The organism is Porphyromonas somerae (genome assembly GCF_022845615.1).
GTDB classification, from domain to species: domain Bacteria; phylum Bacteroidota; class Bacteroidia; order Bacteroidales; family Porphyromonadaceae; genus Porphyromonas_A; species Porphyromonas_A somerae.
The window spans coordinates 1,547,081-1,569,515 of record NZ_AP025559.1 but is presented as its reverse complement, the minus strand read 5'-3'; the positions used below and the strand labels follow the sequence as shown (position 1 = coordinate 1,569,515).

Annotated in this window: 18 protein-coding genes; 11 read left to right on the top strand and 7 right to left on the bottom strand. The window is 48.9% G+C overall.

Annotated elements, in window-relative coordinates:
• The first annotated feature begins 9 nt into the window (after positions 1-9).
• The 5 genes from MWL85_RS06800 to MWL85_RS06780 are packed head-to-tail and all read left to right on the top strand — an operon-like array spanning position 10 to position 5,228.
• On the top strand, positions 10-1,224 hold the full coding sequence (locus tag MWL85_RS06800) for a DUF4876 domain-containing protein (protein WP_021903490.1): 1,215 nt from the start codon (positions 10-12) through the stop codon (positions 1,222-1,224).
• A 39-nt stretch (positions 1,225-1,263) separates the two neighbouring features.
• Positions 1,264-2,508, top strand: coding sequence for a DUF4876 domain-containing protein (locus tag MWL85_RS06795; RefSeq protein WP_244400160.1), 1,245 nt, complete (start codon positions 1,264-1,266; stop codon positions 2,506-2,508).
• The gene (locus tag MWL85_RS06790) at positions 2,505-3,407 is read left to right on the top strand and encodes an ABC transporter ATP-binding protein (protein ID WP_021903492.1); all 903 of its coding nucleotides are present in this window, start codon (positions 2,505-2,507) and stop codon (positions 3,405-3,407) included. The genes MWL85_RS06795 and MWL85_RS06790 overlap by 4 nt, the downstream gene beginning before the upstream one ends.
• A 3-nt stretch (positions 3,408-3,410) precedes the next feature.
• The gene (locus tag MWL85_RS06785) at positions 3,411-4,079 is read left to right on the top strand and encodes a hypothetical protein (RefSeq protein WP_021903493.1); all 669 of its coding nucleotides are present in this window, start codon (positions 3,411-3,413) and stop codon (positions 4,077-4,079) included.
• A 12-nt stretch (positions 4,080-4,091) separates the two neighbouring features.
• Positions 4,092-5,228, top strand: a complete 1,137-nt coding sequence (locus MWL85_RS06780) for a DUF4857 domain-containing protein (protein WP_244400159.1) — start codon at positions 4,092-4,094, stop codon at positions 5,226-5,228.
• Here the strand turns inward: MWL85_RS06780 and MWL85_RS06775 are convergent.
• Both MWL85_RS06775 and MWL85_RS06770 read right to left on the bottom strand, forming a co-directional pair.
• Entirely contained in the window at positions 5,206-6,120 is a 915-nt protein-coding gene (locus MWL85_RS06775) for a dihydroorotate dehydrogenase (protein ID WP_244400158.1), read from the bottom strand. The two genes, MWL85_RS06780 and MWL85_RS06775, sit on opposite strands and share 23 nt — an antisense overlap.
• A 12-nt stretch (positions 6,121-6,132) precedes the next feature.
• Positions 6,133-6,912 (bottom strand): dihydroorotate dehydrogenase electron transfer subunit, encoded by a 780-nt coding sequence (locus MWL85_RS06770; protein ID WP_018028541.1) that lies wholly within the window; start codon positions 6,910-6,912, stop codon positions 6,133-6,135.
• Between the two features lie 113 nt (positions 6,913-7,025).
• Between MWL85_RS06770 and MWL85_RS06765 the strand changes: the two genes are divergently transcribed.
• Together MWL85_RS06765 and MWL85_RS06760 are read left to right on the top strand one after the other, a co-directional pair.
• Positions 7,026-7,838 carry a J domain-containing protein gene (locus MWL85_RS06765; RefSeq protein ID WP_070707703.1) on the top strand — a complete coding sequence of 271 codons (813 nt, stop codon included), beginning with the start codon at positions 7,026-7,028 and terminating at the stop codon, positions 7,836-7,838.
• A gap of 2 nt (positions 7,839-7,840) precedes the next feature.
• Entirely contained in the window at positions 7,841-8,236 is a 396-nt protein-coding gene (locus MWL85_RS06760) for an HIRAN domain-containing protein (protein WP_244400157.1), read from the top strand.
• A gap of 61 nt (positions 8,237-8,297) precedes the next feature.
• On the opposite strand, the gene MWL85_RS06755 is transcribed toward MWL85_RS06760, so the two are convergent.
• Positions 8,298-9,608 (bottom strand): L-cysteine desulfidase family protein, encoded by a 1,311-nt coding sequence (locus MWL85_RS06755; RefSeq protein WP_244400156.1) that lies wholly within the window; start codon positions 9,606-9,608, stop codon positions 8,298-8,300.
• 144 nt (positions 9,609-9,752) lie between these two features.
• Between MWL85_RS06755 and MWL85_RS06750 the strand changes: the two genes are divergently transcribed.
• From MWL85_RS06750 to MWL85_RS06735, 4 genes are all read left to right on the top strand, one after another.
• Positions 9,753-10,922, top strand: a complete 1,170-nt coding sequence (locus tag MWL85_RS06750) for an AIR synthase related protein (RefSeq protein ID WP_244401862.1) — start codon at positions 9,753-9,755, stop codon at positions 10,920-10,922.
• Positions 10,923-10,928: 6 nt separating this feature from the next.
• Positions 10,929-12,017, top strand: coding sequence for a peptide chain release factor 1 (gene prfA, locus MWL85_RS06745; RefSeq protein WP_244400155.1), 1,089 nt, complete (start codon positions 10,929-10,931; stop codon positions 12,015-12,017).
• A 50-nt stretch (positions 12,018-12,067) separates the two neighbouring features.
• Positions 12,068-13,150: a PepSY-associated TM helix domain-containing protein gene (locus tag MWL85_RS06740; RefSeq protein ID WP_244400154.1), complete on the top strand. Its 1,083-nt coding sequence runs from the start codon at positions 12,068-12,070 to the stop codon at positions 13,148-13,150.
• A 197-nt stretch (positions 13,151-13,347) separates the two neighbouring features.
• The gene (locus MWL85_RS06735) at positions 13,348-14,007 is read left to right on the top strand and encodes a porin family protein (protein WP_018028548.1); all 660 of its coding nucleotides are present in this window, start codon (positions 13,348-13,350) and stop codon (positions 14,005-14,007) included.
• A 995-nt stretch (positions 14,008-15,002) separates the two neighbouring features.
• On the opposite strand, the gene MWL85_RS06730 is transcribed toward MWL85_RS06735, so the two are convergent.
• From MWL85_RS06730 to MWL85_RS06715, 4 genes are all read right to left on the bottom strand, one after another.
• On the bottom strand, positions 15,003-16,076 hold the full coding sequence (locus MWL85_RS06730) for an endonuclease/exonuclease/phosphatase family protein (protein ID WP_244400153.1): 1,074 nt from the start codon (positions 16,074-16,076) through the stop codon (positions 15,003-15,005).
• A gap of 9 nt (positions 16,077-16,085) precedes the next feature.
• Positions 16,086-18,065, bottom strand: a complete 1,980-nt coding sequence (locus MWL85_RS06725) for a DUF5689 domain-containing protein (RefSeq protein WP_244400152.1) — start codon at positions 18,063-18,065, stop codon at positions 16,086-16,088.
• A 21-nt stretch (positions 18,066-18,086) separates the two neighbouring features.
• Complete coding sequence (locus MWL85_RS06720) at positions 18,087-20,840, bottom strand: carboxypeptidase-like regulatory domain-containing protein (RefSeq protein ID WP_244400151.1); 2,754 nt, start codon at positions 20,838-20,840, stop codon at positions 18,087-18,089.
• A 100-nt stretch (positions 20,841-20,940) separates the two neighbouring features.
• Positions 20,941-22,410 carry a fimbrillin family protein gene (locus MWL85_RS06715; RefSeq protein ID WP_244400150.1) on the bottom strand — a complete coding sequence of 490 codons (1,470 nt, stop codon included), beginning with the start codon at positions 22,408-22,410 and terminating at the stop codon, positions 20,941-20,943.
• Positions 22,411-22,435 lie beyond the last annotated feature (25 nt).

Below are 22,435 nucleotides of genomic sequence, written 5' to 3'. Positions count from 1 at the left end.
TAAATAGATATGAAGAAGTTATTTTTACTATTCGGGCTATGTGTGACGTTGCTCCTACTCTGGAGCTGTAAGAGCGACCTCCCAGAGGTACCGAAGGATGCCGAAGTTACCTTTCAGCTAAAGGCACCATTGGGCGTTGAGGGCACCATAACAGAAGCTACAGGCGAGCTCACCTCCAGAAGCGATGGTAAGGTGTTGCCTATTTCTTTTAAGGAGGGTAAGGCGGTGCTTCACTTGGTACAGGGAGAACCCTATGCTATGAAGGTGATGTGTCGCTTCGAGTGCAAAGGTGCTTTAGCAGAGATAGAGTACAAAGAGGACTTTGTAGTTGAGGCAAAGGACAAATCTGACCGCACCTGCCAATTGATGTGGGAAATGCCTACGGAGAGCTTCGTTATCAGTGAGATATTCTTTGCTGGAAGTCGCAATAGCAAGGGTGAGCAGTACGATGAGGATAAATACCTCAAGATCACCAACAATAGTCCTGTAACGAGATATCTCGATGGACTAGCTCTAGTAAAGTCGCTCTGGCAGTCGGATGAGAAGGTGGAGGCAAAGCCCGATGTGAGGACAACACATTTCGTTACCGACCTGGTGATGCAGTTCCCTGGCACCGGGAGGGAGTATGCCGTGAAGCCGTATGAGAGTGTCATCTTGTGCCACTCGGCGATAGACCATACAAAGGAGAACCCTAATTCGATAGACCTGTCCAACGCCAACTTCGAGTGGATGAGCGATAAGGGCTACACTGATTCTGAAACCCCTGACAATCCTAAGGTACCCAATATGAAACTTGTGTTCATCAGCGACCCTTATGGCGATGGAACAGAGAATTGGACCATGAGTACCAACGGACAGAATACCTATGCGATCGTGGACCTACAAGGAAAGACAGCACAAGACCTCGTGAAGGAGTGCACTTATACTTACAAGGAGGTAATGATTATAGAGGGAATGGATCCTATGGAGTTGGATGGCCACCCTGCTCTAAAGCTTCCAAATGAGTGGGTGCTGGATGCTGTGAACCTCGGTATGACTAATGAGAAGCAGTGGTTGCCGATCTCGGAAAAATTGGATGCCGGCTATGCTAAGGTGGCAGATGAGCTGAATGATGATACACGCTACGGTAAAAAGGTGGTGCGGAAGAGCCTATCTGAAGGCTCTAAGGTGCTAAAGGATTCTAATAACTCTACCGAGGACTTCGTAGCAAAGGAACTGAAGTAACTGGAGACTAACGTTTAAAAATTTTATTTCAAGAAGTATATGAAAGCAATGAAGTATCTATGGGCCCTTATAGCCCTATTGGCTCTCGGACTAGTTAGTTGTGAGCCTGAAAAAGAGAATGAGGTGGCAGTGGAGCGTGAATGTAGTTTCGTGCTAAACTCACCTCTAGGTGTGAAAGGAGGAGAGTATAGCGACCTTAAGATCTCTTTCAAAAGCAATAAAGATGGCCAAACCTCTGAGCTAACCTCTAAGGAACCGACCTTTAAGAAGGTGCTTTTGGAGGGTGTGTATGAGGTTTCAGTTGAGGCTACTTTGGCATATCAGTCGGAGAAGCTAGGCAGAGTCTCTACTCCTATCTCTATAAAAGAGCAGGTGACGGTGACTAAGGAGCGTACCTCCTTCGAGCTCACCCCACAGTATGTAGAGAATAGCAATGCCGGCTTTGTGATTGAGGAGCTTTTCTTTAGCCCTACCATTGACCCTGAGACCGGAAAGACCTTTAAGTACTCTGAGCAGTACATCAAGATTACCAATAATTCAGACGTCACTCTCTTTGCCGATAGTTTGGCGATTGTGCAGTCGGAAGATCTGAGCAATATGAAGCGGGATTATGTCGATAGTCCGCTGGATAAGGCCCTTACAGTCAGTTTTGTCTCTATGATTCCTGGTGATGGTAAGAGCCATCCAGTGAAGCCAGGAGCATCGCTGATTATTGCCAATGATGCCCAAGACCACTCAAAGGTTTTCAAGGGGGCGACCGATCTTTCGCACGCCGACTTTGAGATCTACGACCTTTCTGATAATCCTCGGTTCCAAGATGTGGATAATCCTGAGGTGCCCAACCTGATCTCTTACTATAAGTCTTCACTTACCGTCTCCTCTTTCCATCAGCGCGGCGTCACTACGATTGCTCTAGTACGGATGCCGGTAGATCGCGAGACGTTCATCAAGGATTACTTGTGGGATGGTAAGTATATTTTTAAGTTTAAGAACTTTGTGAAGGAGATGTCACTTAAAACCTATAAGATACCTCACGAGTGGATGGTCGATGTGGTATTCCTCGGTATCGAAGATGCTATTGAGTGGAGATTTATTCCCAATGTCCTAGATGCTGGTTACACTGGTTGGTGCAAGAGCTTTAATGACCGCACAGGACAAGGAACCGCAGTGATCCGTAAGGTGGCTAGGGAAGCCAATGGTAGAAAGTATCTGATGGATACCAATAACTCTACCAACGACTTCAATAAGCGTGTACAACCTTCGCTAAAAGCAGCAAAGCAATGATCGGAACTGACTCCTCGGCCATCATTGAGTGCCAAGGATTGACTCATTACTATGGTAAGCGCCTCATTTATGAGGGGCTTACCTTTACTGTGCCTAGAGGGCGTATTTTGGGTCTATTGGGCAAGAATGGTACTGGCAAGACTACCACCATCAATATCCTTGCTGGCTATCTGAAGCCGCGAAGTGGGGTGTGTAAGATGCTTGGCTATGACATTCAGTCGATGCCCCCTGAGGTTAAGGCCAACATTGCTCTTTTGATTGAAGGGCATGTTCAGTATAGCTTTATGACTGTGGAGGAGATTGAGCATTTCTATGCTCGATTTTATCCTCGTTGGCAGCGTGATATCTACTACGACCTAGTTAGCCTGCTTAAAATAGCTCCTCATCAACGTATCAGTAGGATGTCGTGTGGACAGAGGTCGCAAGTGGCATTGGGTTTGATTTTGGCACAAGATGCCGATCTCTTGGTGCTGGATGACTTTTCGTTGGGGCTTGATCCTGGTTATCGTCGACTTTTCATTGACTATCTAAAGGAATTCACCAAGGGACGTGATAAGACCGTCTTTCTCACTTCGCATATCATTCAGGATATGGAGCGGCTGATTGATGACTGCATTATCCTGGATTATGGTAAGATCCTTTTGCAGATGCCTGTGGCGGAGCTGATGAGTTCTTTCCATCGGTATTTGATAAAGCTGGAGGTGGAGGGGTTGGAGCTGCCAGGTGATCCGAAGCTATGGCACCCTGCGGTGATAGGAAATCAGGCTGAGGTACATAGCTTTGAGGGGATGGGGTATATCCGAGAGTATCTGGCGAAGCACCAATTGCCTTATAGCCAGTTGGTGGAGGAGCGGATGTCACTGGAGGATGTGTTTATAGGTTTGACCGGTAAGTATTGAGTTATGATTGGCGGATTGCTATATAAAGAGTGGGTGAAGACAAGGTGGGCGGTGTTGCTGCTTAGCCTCTTGGGACTAGGAGTGGTGGGCTATGCTTTGCTCTCGCTGGAGAGGATTGTATCGGTACGTGGAGTGTCCCATCTGTGGGAGGTACTCCTCTCTAAGGATGTACTTTTGCTAGATGCCCTCAAGTATCAGCCTATATTGTGTGGCTTGGTGCTGGCGGTGGTGCAGTGGGCTCCTGAAATGGTGCAAAAGCGATTGAAGCTAACCCTTCATCTCCCTTTGCCACTGGAGCGGATTGCATTTGTGATGCTCACGTATGGGGTATTGATGCTAGGCTTGTTTTTTCTGGTGGAGATGCTGATCCTATGGGGCTACCTCTCTAGTATCTTGGCACCAGAATTGGTGACTCACTTGCTGGTGAGTGTTGGGCCTTGGTTTTTGGCAGGCTGGGGAATGTATGGCGTAACTACTTGGGTGGTGGTGGAGCCTACGTGGCGGGGTCGCTTACTCTGTATGCTGGTGAGCTATGGGGTGTGCTGTCTCTACTTTGTGACGACGACTCCTCGGGCCTATCAGGACCTTTTGTGTGAGATGGGGCTTTGGTCGGTGTTGCTTTGCTATGTGGCTATTTTATCTATTTATCGCTTCAAGGAGGGGGTGCAGTAATTCTCTAGGCTTATGAAAATCTTTTTCCAACTATTGATGGGCGTGGTATCGGCACTGATGCTGATTTGGGGGCTTACTTCGCTCGGGGCGCTATTGCAAAGGGGTGGAGGGTATGTGCCTTTTACCCTCTATAGTGAGGTGGTGGGCGAATTTGTGTCGCTGGATAATAGTGGTGAGGAGGGGTCTCGCTACTACGACTATGCTGGGCGAGAGTATACGGAGAGTGAGTTTGATAGTGTATTGCCATCGTTTTACTACCGTCAGCTGGTGATGGATGGGCGTTTGCCCGATAGTATCCATGGGGTGGCGGTCTCACCGAGTATGCTGGAGGAGCAGAGCTTTATCTTTATCTCGCATCCCTCCTCTATCAATTGCCACGTGACGTCGCTTTATTTCCTTTTGGAGTCGATGTCGAAGAGGGTCTACCTGGAGATGCCGAGCGATGTCTTTCGGCTGGGAAAAAAGGGGATCGAATTTATTGATATGAGCCGTAACGAGGTGGATAGGGCAAAGTCGGAGCTGTTTCAGAAGGCGTTGGACGCCAAAGGAGTGGCTTTCCCGATAGCCCTAGTGGCTGGAAATGCCACCACCAAGAAGCCGTACGACCATGGGTATCTCTTGCTAGATGCCGGGGGGAGGCTCTTTAATCTGAGGCAGACGGTGGGGCGGCCTTATCTGCAGGAGATAGCATTGCCCAGTGGGGTGGTGCCCCAACAGCTCTTCGTGACGGAGTATCCGAGCCGTGCTTTCTTGGGCTTTTTGGTGGACGAAGTGGGTAGCTTTTATGCTATTACGCTTCCCGACTACCGCTTGGTAAAGGCGGAGTTGCCTCCTTTGGACCTGACACGGGATAAGCTGACGATCTTTGGCAATCCCTTCTACTGGACGGTGATTAGGAGCCGCGATGGCGAGGCACTCTATACCGCTTTGGAGGCTGGGTCGCTTCGGCGGGTGAAGGAGCTCCGTTTTGAGGCTTCGGAGGGGAGCTCTATCGCGAAGTATCTGGTGCCCTTCCAGCTCTCCTTTACCTCTCCACTGCATGGCTACTTTCGGCCGGAGGCGCACCACTTTTCGTGGTTCGGCCTTTTGCTCTGGCTAGTGGTAGGCGGTGTGTGGGTGGCCGTTGCTAGATCTGTAGGGCGCCGATGAGCTCTTGGATATGGGTGATGTGGTGCCGCTCCATATAGGCTTGCAGCCCCTCGATCATTTTGAGAGGAGAGAGGGGATCCACGAAGTTGTAGGTGCCTACTTGGATGGCGGTGGCGCCTGCGAGGAGAAATTCTATCACGTCGGTGGCGTTGGTGATGCCACCGATGCCGATCACTGGAATCTGAACCGCTTTTGCCACTTGCCATACCATACGGAGAGCAATCGGTTTGATAGCAGGACCTGAGAGACCGCCGGTAACGGTGGAGAGGATGGGGCGACGTCGCTCGGCATCCACTGCCATACCGAGGAAGGTATTGACGAGGGAGAGGGCGTCGGCACCGTGTTGTTCGGCGATGGTCGCCATCTTGGCGATGTCGGTGACGTTGGGCGAGAGCTTCACTATAAGCGTGTGGTGGTAGACTTTGCGTATCTCCGAGACAATCTCGGCGATGCCTTTTTCGGAAACTCCAAAGGCCATACCGCCATTCTTTACGTTGGGGCAAGAGATATTGAGCTCCATAGCGTGGATGCCTGGGAGGTCGTTCATTGCCGAGGCAACAGCGATGTAATCGTCGATGGTAGAGCCATTAACGTTGGGAATGATCTCGGTGCCTAGTTGGATCGCTTCCGGATAGATGTGGTCGATGTAGTGCTGTAGCCCTAGGTTTTGGAGTCCTACCGCATTGAGCATGCCCGAGGGGGTCTCAGCCATCCGCTGTGGGGCATTGCCTTCTCTTGGCTCTAGGGTGGTGCCTTTGGTGAAGATGGCTCCTAGCTTCCCCACGTCATATATCTTATCCATCAGTAGCCCGTCCCCAAAGGTTCCCGAAGCTGTAGTGATGGGATTTTTAAGTTGTAGCTCCCCGATCTGTACCTCTAAATTCCTTTTCATACCTGCTCTATTTTATTCCCAAAGTAATTGTGATGTGTTGAAAACGGGGCCGTCGTGGCAGACGGTTTTGTGTCCCTTTGCAGTCGGTTCCACACAGCAGAGGCATACGCCGATACCGCATGCCATCCTATTCTCGAGTGAAGCTTGTGCTGGGAGCCCTTGTTGCTTTGCCCAATGGGCAACGGCTTTCATCATGGGGGTAGGTCCACACATATATATATGAGTGAAGTGACCTTCACGGAGAATAGGGTGGTCGGTCACGAATCCTTGGCTACCGAGAGAGCCATCTTCGGTGGAGAGGTGGAGGGTGCCTAGCTCCTCAAAGTGGTGGAGGTTGGAGAAGTGGGCTTGGCTTCTAGCTCCGAGAAGAAAGCTGGGGGCGATGCCCTGTTGCTTCATCGCCTTGCCAAGAGCATACATAGGGGCTACACCTACGCCTCCGCCCACTAGAAGGGGTTGGCTTTCAGCGGGGGGTAGCTCAAAGCTATTGCCGAGGGGCAAGAGGATCTGGTACTCTGCTCCGATGGGTGCCTGCATCAGTAGCCGGGTGGCTCTACCAGCGGACTGTATGAGTAGGCTCAGCACTCGCTCTGTGCTATCGTAGATAGAGATGGGGCGACGGAGAAGTAGCCCATCGGGTGCTTTTACCCAAACTTGCACAAACTGTCCTGGTGCGAAGTGGGGTAGCTTTACTCCCGCTTCTACTGGTGTGAAGTGTCCTAGAAAGAGGCGGTCGGAGTACTCTTCCCGCTCTACTAGTTTCATTTTTAAGTCCAATATCTCTTTGCTCATACGGTATCTCTTTTTGAGGAAATAGTTCTCTTTCTGTGCAAAAGTAGCTATAAATTCCTATACCAGCGGAATGTTGCTATATTTACAAAAGATATTATTGGACTTATAAACCTATGACAACGATAGATTGGTCACCTCGTGAGCGTGCATTGCGGGAGGAGTACAAGCTCCTTTCGCTAGAGTTTTCGCAACTCTATACGGAGCATCAGGACCTGATTAATACGGTGGGTCCTCGGCTTTCGGCGGAGTATCTGCAAGCGGTGGGGGAGTTGCAGTACGAGGTGCTGCAGCTCCAGCTGGAGATAAAGCTACTCTCGATGCGGGAAAGCTTGCTCCGCCAGTATGTGAATAGAGACGAGACGCCCGATGTGGAGCGTGTGAATAAGGAGCTGGAGAGGGTACGGGAGGAGTATAATGCAACGCTGAGGCAGGAGAGTGAGAAGCTCTTTTATGCCAAGGAGTATCTCAAGTCACCTGAGCTTTCGCCCGACGAGAGTAAGGAGATACGCAGGCTCTACCAGACCATAGTGAAGTTGGTACACCCTGACCTTCACCCAGAGGCAACGGAGGAGATGATCGAGATATTTCGCAGGGCAACGCAACTCTATAAGGAGGGGGATCTTGATGGCATTCGGGACCTCTATAATGTGGTGCTCTTTAAGCACCCCACGGAGGGGATAGATGTGACCAATGGGATAGAGTACGAGATAGAACAGCTGAAGGGGCGGATTGCTAAGATAAAGGCAAAGATTGAGGAGCTTTGGCAGACGTTCCCTTATACCTTTGCTAAGGAGCTAGCGGACCCTCAGTGGGTGGAGCAAAGACAAAGGGACTTGGCGGAGACGATCCGGCAATTGGAGGAGCGTAAGGCGAAGATGCAGGAGATCATTACGCTCTTGGAGGAGTATGAATCACAAGGTTTTTGATTATGGCAGAGCAAGGCGGTATCACACCACTTAATGATAAGCTTCTTGCCCTGATTGGCACAGGGGGTATCAATAGTTTGGGGCTTCCAAAGCGGGAGATCTTTTTACTAGATATCATCGTGGCGGGCACTACGCATGTGGATAATATCCATGAGCTGAAGGCACAGATCGTTCCTGGCACGCTGCTAAAGATGGTGCGGAGACCCAAGAATATCTACGATGAAAAAGCGATTGCTCTCTTTATGGGTGCCGACCAGATTGGGTTTGTGCCTCGGACGCTCAACCTTATCATTTCCCGTCTGATGGATGCGGGCAAGGAGTTTTATGCCAAGGTGACGGAGGTGACGGAGCGGGGTGAGTGGGTACGTATCGAGGCTAAGATCTATATGGTGGAGTAGGGCCAAGAAAAAGCCCCTCCTCTCTTTGGAGAAGGGGGCTTACTTAATTGCTTGGGAGGGGTTATTTCCCTTTGTGGGTCATGATGTGGAGTACCTCTTTATCGGTTTCGGTCATGGCATCACGGCCGATGGAGGTGAGGTTGTCGATGCTTTTGTCGATATCATCATCTACTACCCCTTCGTTGCTGGTGACCACTTTGTGTTCCATGGCGAGGAGGGAGGAGAGCATCGCTGAGCTGACGCCACTGGTCACTTTGAGACTGCAACTAGGTTTGGCTCCGTCGCAGATCATACCTGTGAGGTTCCCGACCATATTTTTCACGGCAAAGCCAATCTGCTCCTTAGTCCCACCCATCAAGTAGGTGATGCCACATGCACTGCCTGTGGAGGCAACTACACAGCCACAAAGGGCGGAGAGGCGACCTAGCTTCTGCTTGATGTAGATGACCATAAGGTTGCTGAGCATCAATGCACGAATCCTCTTTTCTTCACTCACGCCCTCTTCTTCAGCAAAGGTAAGCACTGGCATCGTGGCCGTAATCCCTTGATTGCCACTTCCCGAATTGCTCATCACGGTTACAGGAGCTCCATCCATTCGGGCATCACAGGCGGCACTGGTGCTAGCAAGGAGACGAGTGTAGGCGGTGTCTCCTAGGTATTTTAGCCCCAATTCTCCTTTGATCATACGACCTACGGAGTGACCATACTGACCCTTTAGTGAGTACTGGGATGCATGCTTATTGAGCCTTGCTGCCTCCTCTATAAATCGGATCTCCTCAAGTGGCATCTCTGTGGCAAATCGGTAGACTAGGTCGAATGTGAGCGGTACTTCGGGACCTTCGTAGAGCTGTGTGGTGCCCTCGTCCTCCTTACCTGACTGGCTACCCTGTCCCTGCTGTGCTACCCCATCGAGGGTGAGGCTCTTGAGGGCGGTATGATTCTTCTCAATAATGGCGATGGCGGTATGCCCTTCGCTATCCTCTAGGGTGGCTTCGATGTAGAGCTTATCTACCTCTCCATCTTTTAGGCGGATGGTGATGATGCCCGCCTCCATAAGTGCCTTTGCTTTGGCAAACTGCTCCTCCGAGAAGTGCTCTAGCACGGTGAGCTCTTTTTCGGGTGCTGCTATCACCGCTCCTAGTGCTATGGCGATAGGTAATCCTATCATACCAGTACCAGGAATGCCTACGCCCATTGCGTTTTTCAGAATGTTGGCACTTAGGTCGAGCGTGATAGACTTAATCTCTCCTGGTAGAATGGCTGAGGCGTGTGCCACAGTAAGTGCCACTGCCACGGGCTCGGTACACCCTGTTGCTGGGAGCACCTCTCGGTGTATCATCTTGATGATATTGAGCTGAAGTTCTCTTTCCATAATAGTCTCTATAATAGTATTTGTGTGGTGTTTAGTTATCGTCGCATAAAGATACCTTCTTTACAACTATTTTGCAACCCCTTCCACCCTTATCACTCTTTTTTTAGTAGCTTTGCATAGTATATATATATATGAGATGAGATGATGAATAAAGAAATGTACCAGATGCGGGGTGTCTCTGCCGATAAGGAGGATGTACATGCCGCTATTAAGAATATCGATAAAGGGCTCTATCCACAAGCTTTTTGCAAGGTTCTGCCCGACCTGTTGGGCGGTGACCCCAACTATTGTAGCTTGATGCACGCTGATGGGGCGGGGACTAAGAGTAGCCTTGCCTATGCTTATTGGCGTGAGACGGGTGACCTCTCTGTATGGAAAGGGATAGCACAAGATGCCTTGGTAATGAATCTTGATGACCTTCTCTGCGTGGGAGCGGTGGATAATATATTGGTCTCTAGCACTATCGGACGAAATAAGCGTCTGATCCCTGGCGAGGTAATCGCAGCCATTATCAATGGTACGGAGGAGCTCCTGGAGCAGCTTCGAGGGCTGGGTGTAGGTATTTACTCGACTGGTGGTGAGACTGCCGATGTGGGGGACTTGGTACGTACGATCATTGTGGATAGCACTGTGAGCTGTAGGATGAAGCGGTCGGGTGTGATCAACAATGCCAATATCAAGGGCGGAGATGTGATCGTGGGCCTGGCTAGCTATGGCCAAGCAACCTATGAGGAGAGCTACAATGGAGGAATGGGAAGTAATGGGCTCACCTCTGCTCGGCATGATATATTTAGTAAGGAGGTGGCACAAAAATACCCTGAGAGCTTTGATGGAGCTCTCCCCGATGAGGTGGTCTATGTGGGCAAACGTACGCTTACAGAGCCTGTGGAGGGTTTGGATATAGACTATGGTAAATTGGTGCTTTCGCCTACACGTACTTATGCACCTATTGTGGCCAAGATGCTTCAGGAGATGCGTGGGGCGATCCACGGTATGGTGCACTGTACTGGCGGGGCTCAGACCAAGGTGCTTCACTTTGTGCAAGGGAAGCGAGTGATCAAGGATCAGTGGCATCCGATCCCTCCACTCTTTGAGGTGATTGCTCGGGAGGGAAAGACGCCACCGAAGGAGATGTACAAAGTATTCAATATGGGTCATCGCCTGGAGGTTTACTTGCCAGAGTCGGAAGCTAATACTTTGATAAAGCTCTCTGAAAGCTTTGGTGTGCCTGCAAAGGTGATAGGTAGAGTGGAGGAGGCAGCACAAAATGAATTGATCCTTGATACCCCTCTAGGTCACTTTGAATACCACTAAGAGCGAATGGCTAAGAAATTTGATATACTAGCGAGAACAGAGGGGCTAAAGGAGCGCTTTGAGGAGGTTCAGCTCTTGATTACTGACCCAAGTGTGATCAGTGATCAGAAGCGGTTTATGCGCCTTAGCAAGGAGTATAAGGAGCTGGAGAACCTGACGAAGAAGAGCGACGAGTATCGGTTGCTTCTCGCCAATTTGGAGGAGGCTCAGACGATAGTTGCCGAGGAAAGTGATGATGAGCTACGGCACATGGCTGAGGATGAGATCGAGACGATTAGGGAGCAACTGCCAACGATGGAGGAGGAGATTAAGTTGCTCCTAATTCCTAAGGATCCTGAGGACGATAAGGATGCAATAGTGGAGATACGTGGCGGTACGGGAGGAGACGAAGCGGCACTATTCGCGGGTGACCTCTATAAGATGTATGTGAAGTACTGCGAAAGCCAAGGCTGGAGGTGTAGTACCTCCTCATTTAGCGAAGGTACTTTGGGCGGATTTAAGGAGATTGTCTTCAAGGTGGAGGGAGACGGAGTCTATGGCAAGCTAAAGTATGAGTCGGGCGTGCATCGTGTACAACGTGTCCCCGCTACGGAGACGCAAGGACGGGTGCATACCTCGGCAGCAACGGTAGCTGTATTGCCTCAGGCAGATGAATTTGATGTGGAGGTGAAGGAGTCGGATATCCGCGTAGATACTTTTTGCTCTTCAGGAGCAGGAGGGCAGTCAGTGAATACCACCTATTCGGCAGTTCGTCTCACGCATATCCCTACTGGCATTGTGGTACAGAGCCAAGATGAGCGGTCGCAGCTGAAAAATAAGGCTCGGGCGATGGAGGAGCTTCGGACACGTATATATAATATGGAGTATCAGAAGTATATCGATGAGATTGCCTCCAAGCGAAAGACTTTGGTAAGTACCGGTGATCGTTCGGCAAAGATACGTACCTACAACTTCCCTCAAGGGCGGGTGACTGACCACCGCATTGGGCTAACGGTCTACCAACTGAGTGATGTACTGGATGGAGATATTCAGCAATTTATCGATGCGCTTACCGTAGCGGAGAATGCAGAGCGCCTAGCTTCTGCCGAGATGTAGCCTAGGCTGTTCCAAATAGAGCTATTAGTACCTTTACAATATTATCATTTATGAAACAATTCTTGCGAAAAGTGCACCTTTGGCTCTCGGTGCCATTTGGGGTTTTTATTACGTTGATCTGCCTAACGGGTGGTCTATTGATTATAGAGAAAGACCTTATCCGTAGAGGTGACTCTTCGTTGGTTTATGTGGAGCCAGAGGGAGAGCCAATGGAGATGAGGCTGCTTTGCTCAAAGGTGCTAGAGACTCAGCCCGAAGGGGCTAAGATATCGGGAGTAACGATTTATCCCGACCCCAGTAAGTCTTATGAGGTGGCTATTGCGCCGCCTTATCGTAAGACTATCTATGTAGATCCATATCGGGGCGAGGTGCTAGGGGCGTATGAGCGCTCCGCCTTTTTCACCACGGCCTCTCTCATTCACCGTCGGATGCTTGATGGCACAAAGGAAGCAGTAGTCGGTAAGCAGGTGGTAGGGGTTACTGTTTGGGCTTTTGTATTCATCTTGATCTCGGGTATTGTCTTGTGGTGGCCTAGTCGCTGGAGTAGGTTAGGACGCTCTCTGAAGATACGCTTTGGCCGTGGGCGAAGGGTACTGTGGTACGACCTTCACGTGGTGCTGGGTGTTTTCGCTACTCTGATACTACTGGGCTCTGCTGTGACGGGACTTATTTGGACTTACGATTGGTTTGAAAAGCCTATGTACAAGCTTTTTGGTGCCTCTCAGCCTTCTGAGAAGCCACCTCATGCCTCTATCCAAGAAATTGGAGATGGGTATGTAGCGTGGGGTGTAGCGGTGAAGCAGATCCCATTGGAGAAGTATGCTTCTTTGAGAGTGCAGAAAGGAGTGGTGAAGGCATCACTCTCTGGGTGGGGCAATGCTAGAGCTACTGACGATTACCGCTTTGACCCCGTAAGTGGGGAATTACTGGAGGTGACGAAGTATGCTGATAAAGAGAGGTACGAGAAAGTCAGTGGCTGGATCTCATCTGTTCATCTTGGAAGGTGGGGCGGTAGCTTTTCACGTCTGCTCACCTTTTTGGCAATGCTCATAGGAGCTTCGCTACCAATTACTGGCTATTATCTATGGTGGAAGCGGATTTATCGCCCTCGTAAGAAGCGTGAATTGTGCTAAGAAGGCTTAAATAGGGGTCTTTTAATCTATAAGTATTGTAATTGCTAGTTATCTCTCTTCAATCTGTGTTAAAAGAGCGCGGCTTGCTCTGTTTCTTTCCCAATTTATACCTACATTTGCTTTAGAATAGAAAGGGAATGGGCGTTAGAAATGCCCCTCTTAACTGTTTGTATTATAAACAACTTAGAAAATTGTAAATGATGAAGAAGATTATTTTAGCAGCTATTGCTAGTACAGTTTTTGCGATCGGTGCCATGGCACAGTATCGTCCAAGTGTGATTGTAAGTGCAGGATATCAAGGTGCCAACATTAGTGGCGTAAAAGATTCTAAGATCGCCTCTGGTGCTCGTGCAGGTGTGGCCCTAGACTTCGGTGTGTTGAATACCGGTGCTATGGAGCTAAGCATCCAGCCAGGTCTTAACTTCTCTATGAAGGGCTTCTCTTATGGTGATAAGGAGGATATCAAGAACTCACTTTACTATGTTGACCTACCTATCCTAGCTAACCTACGCTTTGGGGTAACCGAAGGTCTTAATGCCTTTGTTAATGCTGGTCCTTACCTAGCTTATGGTGTTGGTGGATCTGCAAAGGTTGGTGATAATAAGGACAAGTCCAATCCATTTAAGGAGACTACTATTGCAGGAAAGTCAATCCGTGCATGCAATCCATTTGATTGGGGTCTTCAGGTAGGTGCTGGTCTAGAGTATCAGCGTGTAATGCTTTCTGTAGGTGCACAGTTTGGTATGTATGATGTTACCAAGAACTATACAGTTGATATTCCTGTTGTTGGTAAGAAAGAATTTGGTGACACCAACAAGAATAGTGCATTCTTCGTAACTGCTGGTTATCGCTTCTAATAAAAGAAGGTTCTTGTATAATGAGAGAGGTACACTCCTATGGGGTGTACCTCTCTTTTTACATACTTACATAGGAGCTATTATTCTGCAGGTATTAAGACTATAGGGACAGTCAAGACCCTATCCAACGGAGAACACGTGGGTTAAGGACCTCGGAGAGGTCCGTGTTAAATAGGCACAGGTCGGAGAGGCAGAGCCCCGAACGACCTGTGTGTAAGAGCATATTACCCCATCCCATGACCCCGGTTTAGGGGTCAGACCAAGAGAAGGTTGTCCGACCCCTCGGCCGGGGTCGCAAGAGTATTTGTACGTTATTATACACAGGTCTTCGGCACTCCGTGCCTTGACCTGTGCCTATTTAATACGGACCCCTCAGCCGGGGTCCTTCCCTATAGATACCTATGAATGCCTACGGCAAGACCTTCCCAATGCGTAACTCTGAGCGTTAGCCCCGAACGACTGGGGGTAAGCAATGGCACACGTATATACTCGCCCCCTTGTGGGTCGGACATAGTCATGCGACCGATCGCTTTTGTGCAATTGTCTCTCCAAGTGTTTGTTTCCTGACTAATAATCTATTACATCAACCTCTTATTCCGTATGCGTGCGGAATGGATTCCGCAGGGCTACGGAATACGTTCCGCACGCATACGGAATGCATTCCGCACCCTATGCGGAATATGTGGACGGTATATTATCGCATTCCTGAAAGTGTAGATACTCTGTCTCCTCTATTCCTGAAAAAGTAGACACATTGAGAGGAAATGAAGATTCCTTAATTCGGTTGTCCGACCCTTCAACTGGGGTCGTATGGTGTTTTGCGCACCATTATTGCACAGGTCTTAGGCACTGTATGTCTTGACCTGTGCCTATTTAACAAGGACCTCTGCCGAGGTCCTTGTGCAACAGTCTCTTTTCATGTGGGGTTGAGGGGGAGTACGCTAAGAGGGTGCATCAACTTATTGATGCACCCTCTTAGCGTATGTATATTTAATTTAGTGACGCTCCTGAAGGAGGTAGATGAGGACTGGGAAGTGGTCACTATAGCCATCGATAAATGAATTGTTTTCGAAGGTACGGTGTGGGTATCCTTTGCGCTTTCCCTCTTGTGTAATGAGGAAGTTGCGGTCGAATACCTCCATCTTCCAAAGTCGTAGGTTGCTCTCGCTGGAGATCAGTCCGTGGGTCACCATCATCTGGTCAAAGAAGTTCCACTTATTTTGGTAGACAAGTGTGCCGATGCCCTTAGCAAAGAGCGAGGCACTAGGATTGTAGATCCCCTTTGGTGCCACTTCGCTGCGGTGGGTCTTGGCATTGAGTACCTCTGTCACACTGGTGTTGGTAGGGTCGTCGTTGAGGTCGCCCATAATCACCACCTTAGCATCTGGTTCGGAGGCTTGTATCTCCTCAACTATTGCGAGGGTGGTACGAGCTGCTGCCTCACGAAGGGGGTTGCTCTTGTGGCCGCCGTAGCGAGAAGGCCAGTGGAGCACGATGAAGTGAATCCGTTCGCCTGCGATAGTACCATAGACATGTAGCTGGTCACGAGTCACGAAGTCGGGACGCTCATCCCACTTGAAGGGGTAATACTTGTACCCTTCGAGCTTAAAGATATTGGGATTGTAGAGCGCTGCCACATCAATACCACGACGGTCTGGGCCATCTTCGTGGATCACCTTTAGCCCCATCGCTTTGATGGCGTCACGCTGTGTGAGGTCCTCAAGCACTCGACGATTCTCAATCTCGGCGGTACCAATAAAAGCTGGTCCGTAGGGGGTGTGCTCTTGACCTAAGAGACTGATCACCCGTGCGAGATTATCTAGTTTCTTCTCGTATTGCACTTGTGTCCATGCGTAGGGTCCTGTGGGAAGGTAGTCGTCATCACCTTTGTTATTGGGGTCGTCTTCGGTATCGAAGAGGTTCTCCATATTATAAAAGGCAACGGCATAAGTATTGTACTGTTTGCCCGCGTTGGTGCCGGTGGCTTGCTTTGAGGAACCACAGCTCCCCAAAGCAAAAGCCACTAGCAACGCCAGTAGGGCATACCAATTATGCTGAGTATACTTCATAGCGAACTATTACTGAATAGTGATATCATCAATGAGTAGGTCGTAAGCCACTGCTTTTCCTACCTTTATTGAAAACAAGTTCTTTTCCTTAGCTAACTTACTGAAGCTAGAGATATCTAGGGTGATTTTTAGCCATTTACCTTGAGTGTCTATTGAGCCATTAGCATAGGAGTTAGCAGGTTTGTCATTAAAGGTTTTCTCGGTTGGTTTAAGGATAATCTCGCCATCAGCTGGGCTAATAACGTGTCCTTTTGTTCCAAACTCATCAAGGTTAAATACTGCAAGACTACCATCCACTTTATAGACCATAAAAGAGAGAGACTTTCCTGCCTTTCCATTGATGTATAGTGTAATGGTTGAACCACTCTTTTCACCTGCACCTGCCGCTGTAATCATGTAGTCATTCCCTGCAGGAGTACCATTGATGTGAAGGGCTTTTCCATTACGTCCATTTGGAGATTGCTCAACAATCTTTCCTAGGGGGAATAATAGGCTCTTGCCCTTTTCCATTAAGCTCCAATCCTCAAAGTCGGCACCAGGGAATAGGAGCTTACCAGTTGCAGGTTGCTCTGGATTGGGGTTTGGGTTGGGCTCTGGTTGTGGTTGTGGAGTAGGGGTGGTGCCACCAGCAGTGAGCTTACCTCCATCGCTAGTCACCTTGAGTGCACGTATCTGCCAATTGGCTGAGCTGGCATCGGTAGCAAGATACTTGAAGGCAAATACCACGTTGGCCTTACCAAGCAGTGAAGCAGGTAGGTTGATAGCACCACTCTTCACGTAGTTCCAATCAGTACCTGTTGGGTAGGTGGTGATAGTCACTTGAGTCCAAGTAGCACTCTTCACGTCACCGCTGTAATTGTCAGATGCCCAAAGGGTCTGCTCGCTCTTCATATTGGCCACATTACCTTTATTGATGGTGTGCTCAAAGCTGATAGAGAAGCTCTTGGCTGCAGTGAGGTCAAAAGCAGGAGAGACGAGCCAATCCTCATTGGCATTGCTCTTGCCATCGGCAAAGCCGGACATATTGGCATTCTTGTAAGCAGTGTTGACTCTCCAAGTCTGTGTGCCTGCAACGCTAATAGGGGTCATCTTACCGAGGTCTTTGGCAAACTCCTCGCTGTAGATTACTGCCCCTGTTGATGGTTGGTCGGGGGTAGGGGTATCGGTGCCACCTGAGGTCTCAGGCTCCTTGCCACTAAAGCCGAAACAATCGTCGGCCGAGCGAAGGAATAGCTGGTAGTCGCTACCAAACTTTGAAAGGATAGCTACCACGGTACCATTGCCCTTTGGAAGCTTGTCATTGGCAAAAGTAGCATACTTACTATTGCGTACATAGAGACTCTTGCCACTCTTATCCCTTAGGATACGATTAACGGCATTCATCTCTTGATCGGCATAGTTGAGCTCGCCACCCTTTTCGAAGTAAACGCCCTCTAGCTGTATCAGTGTACCAATCATGGCATCGGTGATAGAGCCCATAGTGGTTACCTTAGGCATTGCCTTTTTGGCATCTGGCCATTGGTTCTTTAGGAGATGCTTCTTGGCAATCTCGTAGGGGATACGGGTATTCTTGGGATTATTGTTGTTCATTCCCAACTGAATGACGCCTCCGTAGCTAGTAGCTGCGAGGCCTTGTAGCTTGATCACTACCTCCTGCCCTACAGGGTAATCATTGGCGATGTTATTTTGGTCAATACCAATGGAGAGTCCACCTGTAGCATCCTCCACATAGATTTGCTTGTAGATATTGCCCGAAATGTCGTTGCCCACTACCACGGCACGGATGGCGAAGTCCTCCTCAATGATCTTACCCTCTTCGGGTACTGAGGTAAACATCTCCTTGTACTTAGCAATGGTGATGATGCCTTCATCCCCGATCTCCACAGTCGGTTCGGTGAGGAGTGGGGCATCGTATTCCCGCTCACAAGAAGCGAAGGTGAGCCCGATGAGGGCTACGAGTGCTATAATTAATTGTCTATTTAGTTTCATATATTGTATCGTCTATTAATATTACCAATTGTAACTAGCATTGAGGAAGAAGTTGATCCCCTGCATGTAGTAGTGCTTATTGGTAAAGCGCTCAGGGTGATCTAGGTTGATACGTCCTTGCTCAAATCCACCAGTGCGAATCTCCTTATTATTGAGTAGGTTGGTGATGGAGAAGTTGAAGTTGATGCGGTCTCTATTCTTTAGGTAAAGAATCTTGCCGATACTTAAGTCCATAGTCACACCACCCTTGAAGCGCTCCTGAGTGGTATACTGCTTGAAAGCCTCATACTGCTTAGCATTGTGTCCGGCAGTACCTGGAGGGGTGACAGTGGTATAATTAGAAGCGAGTCGGCGGATAGGTGCTGCATCAATGTGGTTGTAGCCAAAGCCATTGACATTGAGGTTGAAGAACCAATAATTCCAGAAGTAACCGACCCCAAAGGTCCCCAGTACTTGTGGTACACCACCGAGGTAGAGGTTCTTCATGTAGACCTTCTCTTCCTTATTCATAATCTTACCATTGGTACTATTCATCACGCCCATTGGGTCGTTGCTGTAGTAGTATTGAGCGGCAGTACCGATCAGCTCAAAAGTGAGCGAACTGGTAGGCTTATACTCAACACCCACCTCTACACCTCTATGTACCTTATCCACTCCATAAAGGGTGTGGAGTACAAAGGTACGCTGTGTATCATCATAGTAGGCTACCTTCTTCATATCATCCCAGAAGCTGGTGTAGAAGGCCGATAGACGTCCTTTCACCTTAGGAGTGGAGAAGATATAATTGATGTCTACACTTCCAATCTGCTTGCTCTTGAGTGTTGGTGCCACAATATCCGAAATATCTGGAGAGACATACATCTGTCGCTCTAGCTGTGGACGATTGAGGTACTGAGCATTGAGGGTGAGAAAGTGGCGACCGTTGAATTTATAGACGGCACCGACCTTAGCATCAAAGTTGATAAACGCATAGAGCTTACCTTTGCCGTAAGAATTGTCGGGGTAGCGTCCGTTGCGCATCATACCTTCACGCTGGATTGTATTAAGTGCTAGCTTGGCACCATAGTAGATATCCCACTTGTAGTACTTATGCTCATTCTGAGCCCAAAGTGCTGCATTGTAGATATGGTAGCGGTAGTCGTATCCAAAGACATCCCCCTCCCATACTCTACGGCCAGGCTTATTGAGGTCGTTTTGAACCACCTGATCGTTACCAGCAAAGTCGCGCTCGGCATACTTGTCGTTATCCAATAGGTATTTAGCCCCTAGCAGGTCATCGACTGTCTTGAATTGCTTGGACTGAGAGTACTTAAATTCAAGTCCCGCACTCAGTGCAATCTCCTTGGATAGCTGTGTATTGAGTGTGGTATTGAAGGCAATCTCTGCAAGGTCGCTCCGACGCTCCTCTACCATATAGATGGCGGAACCGTCACCGGTCATATTATTGAGGTGGTTTGCCATATAAAGGCGATCCCAATTGATCTGAGAAATCTCTAGAGTACGCCATTGGTGGGCATAATACTCCTGCACCTCGGGGGCTCCCTCGAAGTAGCTAGGGAGGTAGCGGTAGTAATCAGGGCGTGGGTCGGCACCATTGTACCAATTGAGCGACGACCTACCGTATCTATTGTAGTGTGCACCGATACCAGTGGTAAGGGTGGTCTCGTAATTGGGCTTCCAGATGTGAGAGATGATCAGGGTTGGGTCCCAGCTCTTCACCACACGGGCGTTACGCTTTTTGCCATTCTGCCAGCCCCAGTTTGGATTGTAGGTATTGTTGCAGACTAGCTTCAGTGCCTCCTCTACTGAGGAGCCTTGCTGGCCACGTTCTACTGGCGAACCAAAGGTGATGACGCTGAGGCGATGCTTGCCCCTATCCCATACCTTCTCTGCACCTAGCATATAGGATATGTTCTTGTAGAAAACACCTTCAATGGCCCCTTCGTGAGCATAACGGCCACCGATAGCGGCAGAGAGTGCCCAGCCATTATCCATCAAACCAGTATTGTAGCTGAGGATCGCACGAGCGTAGTAGTTACGGTTGGTACCGGAGAGGGTTGCCTTTCCGCCACGAGTATAATTGGCTGGACGCATATTGATATTCTCCGAGCCACCAATATCTCCAAAGGAGAAAGGAGAGGCCCCCATATAATTGATGCGATTACCATTGCGGGTCATATCATTAAGGGCACCGATGGAGGAGTAGTTGAAGACGCCTCTTACCCCTTCATTGAAGTTGATGCCATTGATATACCTCTGCTCGTAGGTATTGTCGTAACCACGATTGCGGTGACGGAATTGTGAGAATTGGAAGCCAGCCTTCTGGAGATAGACATCGTTGGTAAAGATGACCATCGTATTGGCCGACTGCCCCGCCCCTTCATCGTCAATCTGGTCGAGGTCAATATTATCTACAATCCCCGCAAACTGGGCATTGTCATTGATTTTATTTTGTATCATCACAATCGGTCCCACCTCATTGAGTCGGTTGGGGGTGATGGTGATATTTAGCTCCACAGTAGTGTGCAGAGGAGAGCTAAAGAGTAGGGTCTCTTCGCCAGCCTTAATGTTGTAAAAGGCGAAACTACCATCACTCTCGGTTGTAGTCTGCTGATTACTACTCTGGAGGGTTACTAGCACGCCACCTATGCCATTGTTGCTACCTCCGTCGCGAACGACCCCTCGAAGCGAGGTCTTCTCCTGAGCGAGAAGAGGGCAGAAAGCTATAGACAGTAGGAGACTTGCCAAGGCAATAAGCCTAGTAATTCTTTGCATGTCTTTGAGTCATTAGTTAATAATCTGATTCTATTAGAAAATGAGATGGAAAGAGGACCGCAACAGTGGCGATCCCATTTCCATCTCACTTAATGAGTACTTACTCAATCGTAAAGTCGTCAATCATTAGATCGTAGTCTACCTCCTTGCCTACCTTGAGAGCAAAGAAATTGTCTGAGGTGGATAGTTGCAACCCAGCAATATTAAGGGTTACCTTTACCCATTCCCCTTTGGTGTCAATAGTTCCAGTATATTGGTTGGAAGCTGCGGGTGCTAGCATAATGTCTTCTGTACTTGCTACCTCGCCCAAGTTAAATGGCTTATAATCTCTTGGGGCAGAGTAGATATTCATTGATAGTGACTTGCCTGCTGTTCCCTTGATGTAGAAGGTGATCTTAGTCGCAGAGGTCATACCAGAGGCATTCTTAGTGGTGGTAAAGACGTAGTCATTCTTTGCAGGCGTACCTTTGATATGTAGTGCCTTGCCACTCTTACCGCCGTCAACTTGGTTGGCGTAAGCTTGTAGTCCAAAGTTATTTAGGCTAGCTTTGAAGGCATCAAAGTCATCAAAGTTGGCGCCAGGGAAAAGTAACTTGCCCTCAGTTGGCTGTGGCTGTGGTTCTGGCTCTGGCTCTGGTTGTGGAGTAGGAGTCTCCTCGCCACCAATAACGATGACCTCACCATTGTCCGACCCTTCCTTCCAAGGATTGATAGTAGCACCCTCCACTATTACTAGCTGACCTCTATTGTAGGTCACCTCGACGGTGTACTTGTAACCGCTCTCAGTGGCTGCTAGCTTTAGGTTAGCGGTGTGTGGCTTACCATTGATATTAAAGGTTACCTCCTTGCCAGTCAAGGTTTGTGGGGGTAGGATCATCATCCCTTTGTACTTATTAGTACCTGCTGCCTTGATGACTACACTTGGAGTAGCGGTCTTGGTGCCAGTAGTGATGGCCCCATCAGCAAGTGCCATCTTACCATCCACCAATACATCCTTCAGGGCAATGGTGCCATTATTGATCGCAAGCCCATCGGTAGTGATGTTGAATTCAATCAATGTGAGCATATGGTTAAATACCAAGTTAGCCTTGGCATTTTGCTTGTTGATTCCCTTTTGGTTGTCCGAGTAAAGGAGGTCGATAAGGGCTGGCTTGCTCTGATCCGAGGTGTCAAAAGCTAGCTCGGTAGTCACTCCCTCCTTATATGGGTAGTAGGCGACTAGGTCTAGATTGCCAGTGCTAGGTAGGTTGATCCCCTCCATAGCCGAGGTAAAGACTACCTTTTCACCTGCTGAAGCGGTAGTGTACTTGGCATTCGTGGCGTAGTTATTAGCTCCTAGTGCTTGTCCTTCGTTCAGTGCAAAGATACCGATGGCATCAGATACTTCCCAGGTTTCTCCAGCTACACGTGTGCCGGGTTGCACAATGTTGGAGCTTACCCTAAGGTCGCCCTTACCTTTTGCATAAGGGTCATCCACTTCACAGCCACATCCTCCGCTGCGTTGACAGCTAGAGAATAGTAGGGTACTCGCTAGGAGTAGGCTTCCTAATTTAGTCGTTGTCTTCATCATGTCTATATTGTTATTGTGTGATTAT

What these genes read in the sequence shown, in the direction of transcription:
- MWL85_RS06800 (WP_021903490.1), top strand. Translation starts at nt 10, where the DNA reads ATGAAGAAGTTATTTTTACTATTCGGGCTATGTGTGACGTTGCTCCTA.
- MWL85_RS06795 (WP_244400160.1), top strand. Translation starts at nt 1,264, where the DNA reads ATGAAAGCAATGAAGTATCTATGGGCCCTTATAGCCCTATTGGCTCTC.
- MWL85_RS06790 (WP_021903492.1), top strand. Translation starts at nt 2,505, where the DNA reads ATGATCGGAACTGACTCCTCGGCCATCATTGAGTGCCAAGGATTGACT.
- MWL85_RS06785 (WP_021903493.1), top strand. Translation starts at nt 3,411, where the DNA reads ATGATTGGCGGATTGCTATATAAAGAGTGGGTGAAGACAAGGTGGGCG.
- MWL85_RS06780 (WP_244400159.1), top strand. Translation starts at nt 4,092, where the DNA reads ATGAAAATCTTTTTCCAACTATTGATGGGCGTGGTATCGGCACTGATG.
- MWL85_RS06775 (WP_244400158.1), bottom strand. Translation starts at nt 6,120, where the DNA reads ATGAAAAGGAATTTAGAGGTACAGATCGGGGAGCTACAACTTAAAAAT.
- MWL85_RS06770 (WP_018028541.1), bottom strand. Translation starts at nt 6,912, where the DNA reads ATGAGCAAAGAGATATTGGACTTAAAAATGAAACTAGTAGAGCGGGAA.
- MWL85_RS06765 (WP_070707703.1), top strand. Translation starts at nt 7,026, where the DNA reads ATGACAACGATAGATTGGTCACCTCGTGAGCGTGCATTGCGGGAGGAG.
- MWL85_RS06760 (WP_244400157.1), top strand. Translation starts at nt 7,841, where the DNA reads ATGGCAGAGCAAGGCGGTATCACACCACTTAATGATAAGCTTCTTGCC.
- MWL85_RS06755 (WP_244400156.1), bottom strand. Translation starts at nt 9,608, where the DNA reads ATGGAAAGAGAACTTCAGCTCAATATCATCAAGATGATACACCGAGAG.
- MWL85_RS06750 (WP_244401862.1), top strand. Translation starts at nt 9,753, where the DNA reads ATGAATAAAGAAATGTACCAGATGCGGGGTGTCTCTGCCGATAAGGAG.
- prfA (WP_244400155.1), top strand. Translation starts at nt 10,929, where the DNA reads ATGGCTAAGAAATTTGATATACTAGCGAGAACAGAGGGGCTAAAGGAG.
- MWL85_RS06740 (WP_244400154.1), top strand. Translation starts at nt 12,068, where the DNA reads ATGAAACAATTCTTGCGAAAAGTGCACCTTTGGCTCTCGGTGCCATTT.
- MWL85_RS06735 (WP_018028548.1), top strand. Translation starts at nt 13,348, where the DNA reads ATGATGAAGAAGATTATTTTAGCAGCTATTGCTAGTACAGTTTTTGCG.
- MWL85_RS06730 (WP_244400153.1), bottom strand. Translation starts at nt 16,076, where the DNA reads ATGAAGTATACTCAGCATAATTGGTATGCCCTACTGGCGTTGCTAGTG.
- MWL85_RS06725 (WP_244400152.1), bottom strand. Translation starts at nt 18,065, where the DNA reads ATGAAACTAAATAGACAATTAATTATAGCACTCGTAGCCCTCATCGGG.
- MWL85_RS06720 (WP_244400151.1), bottom strand. Translation starts at nt 20,840, where the DNA reads ATGCAAAGAATTACTAGGCTTATTGCCTTGGCAAGTCTCCTACTGTCT.
- MWL85_RS06715 (WP_244400150.1), bottom strand. Translation starts at nt 22,410, where the DNA reads ATGATGAAGACAACGACTAAATTAGGAAGCCTACTCCTAGCGAGTACC.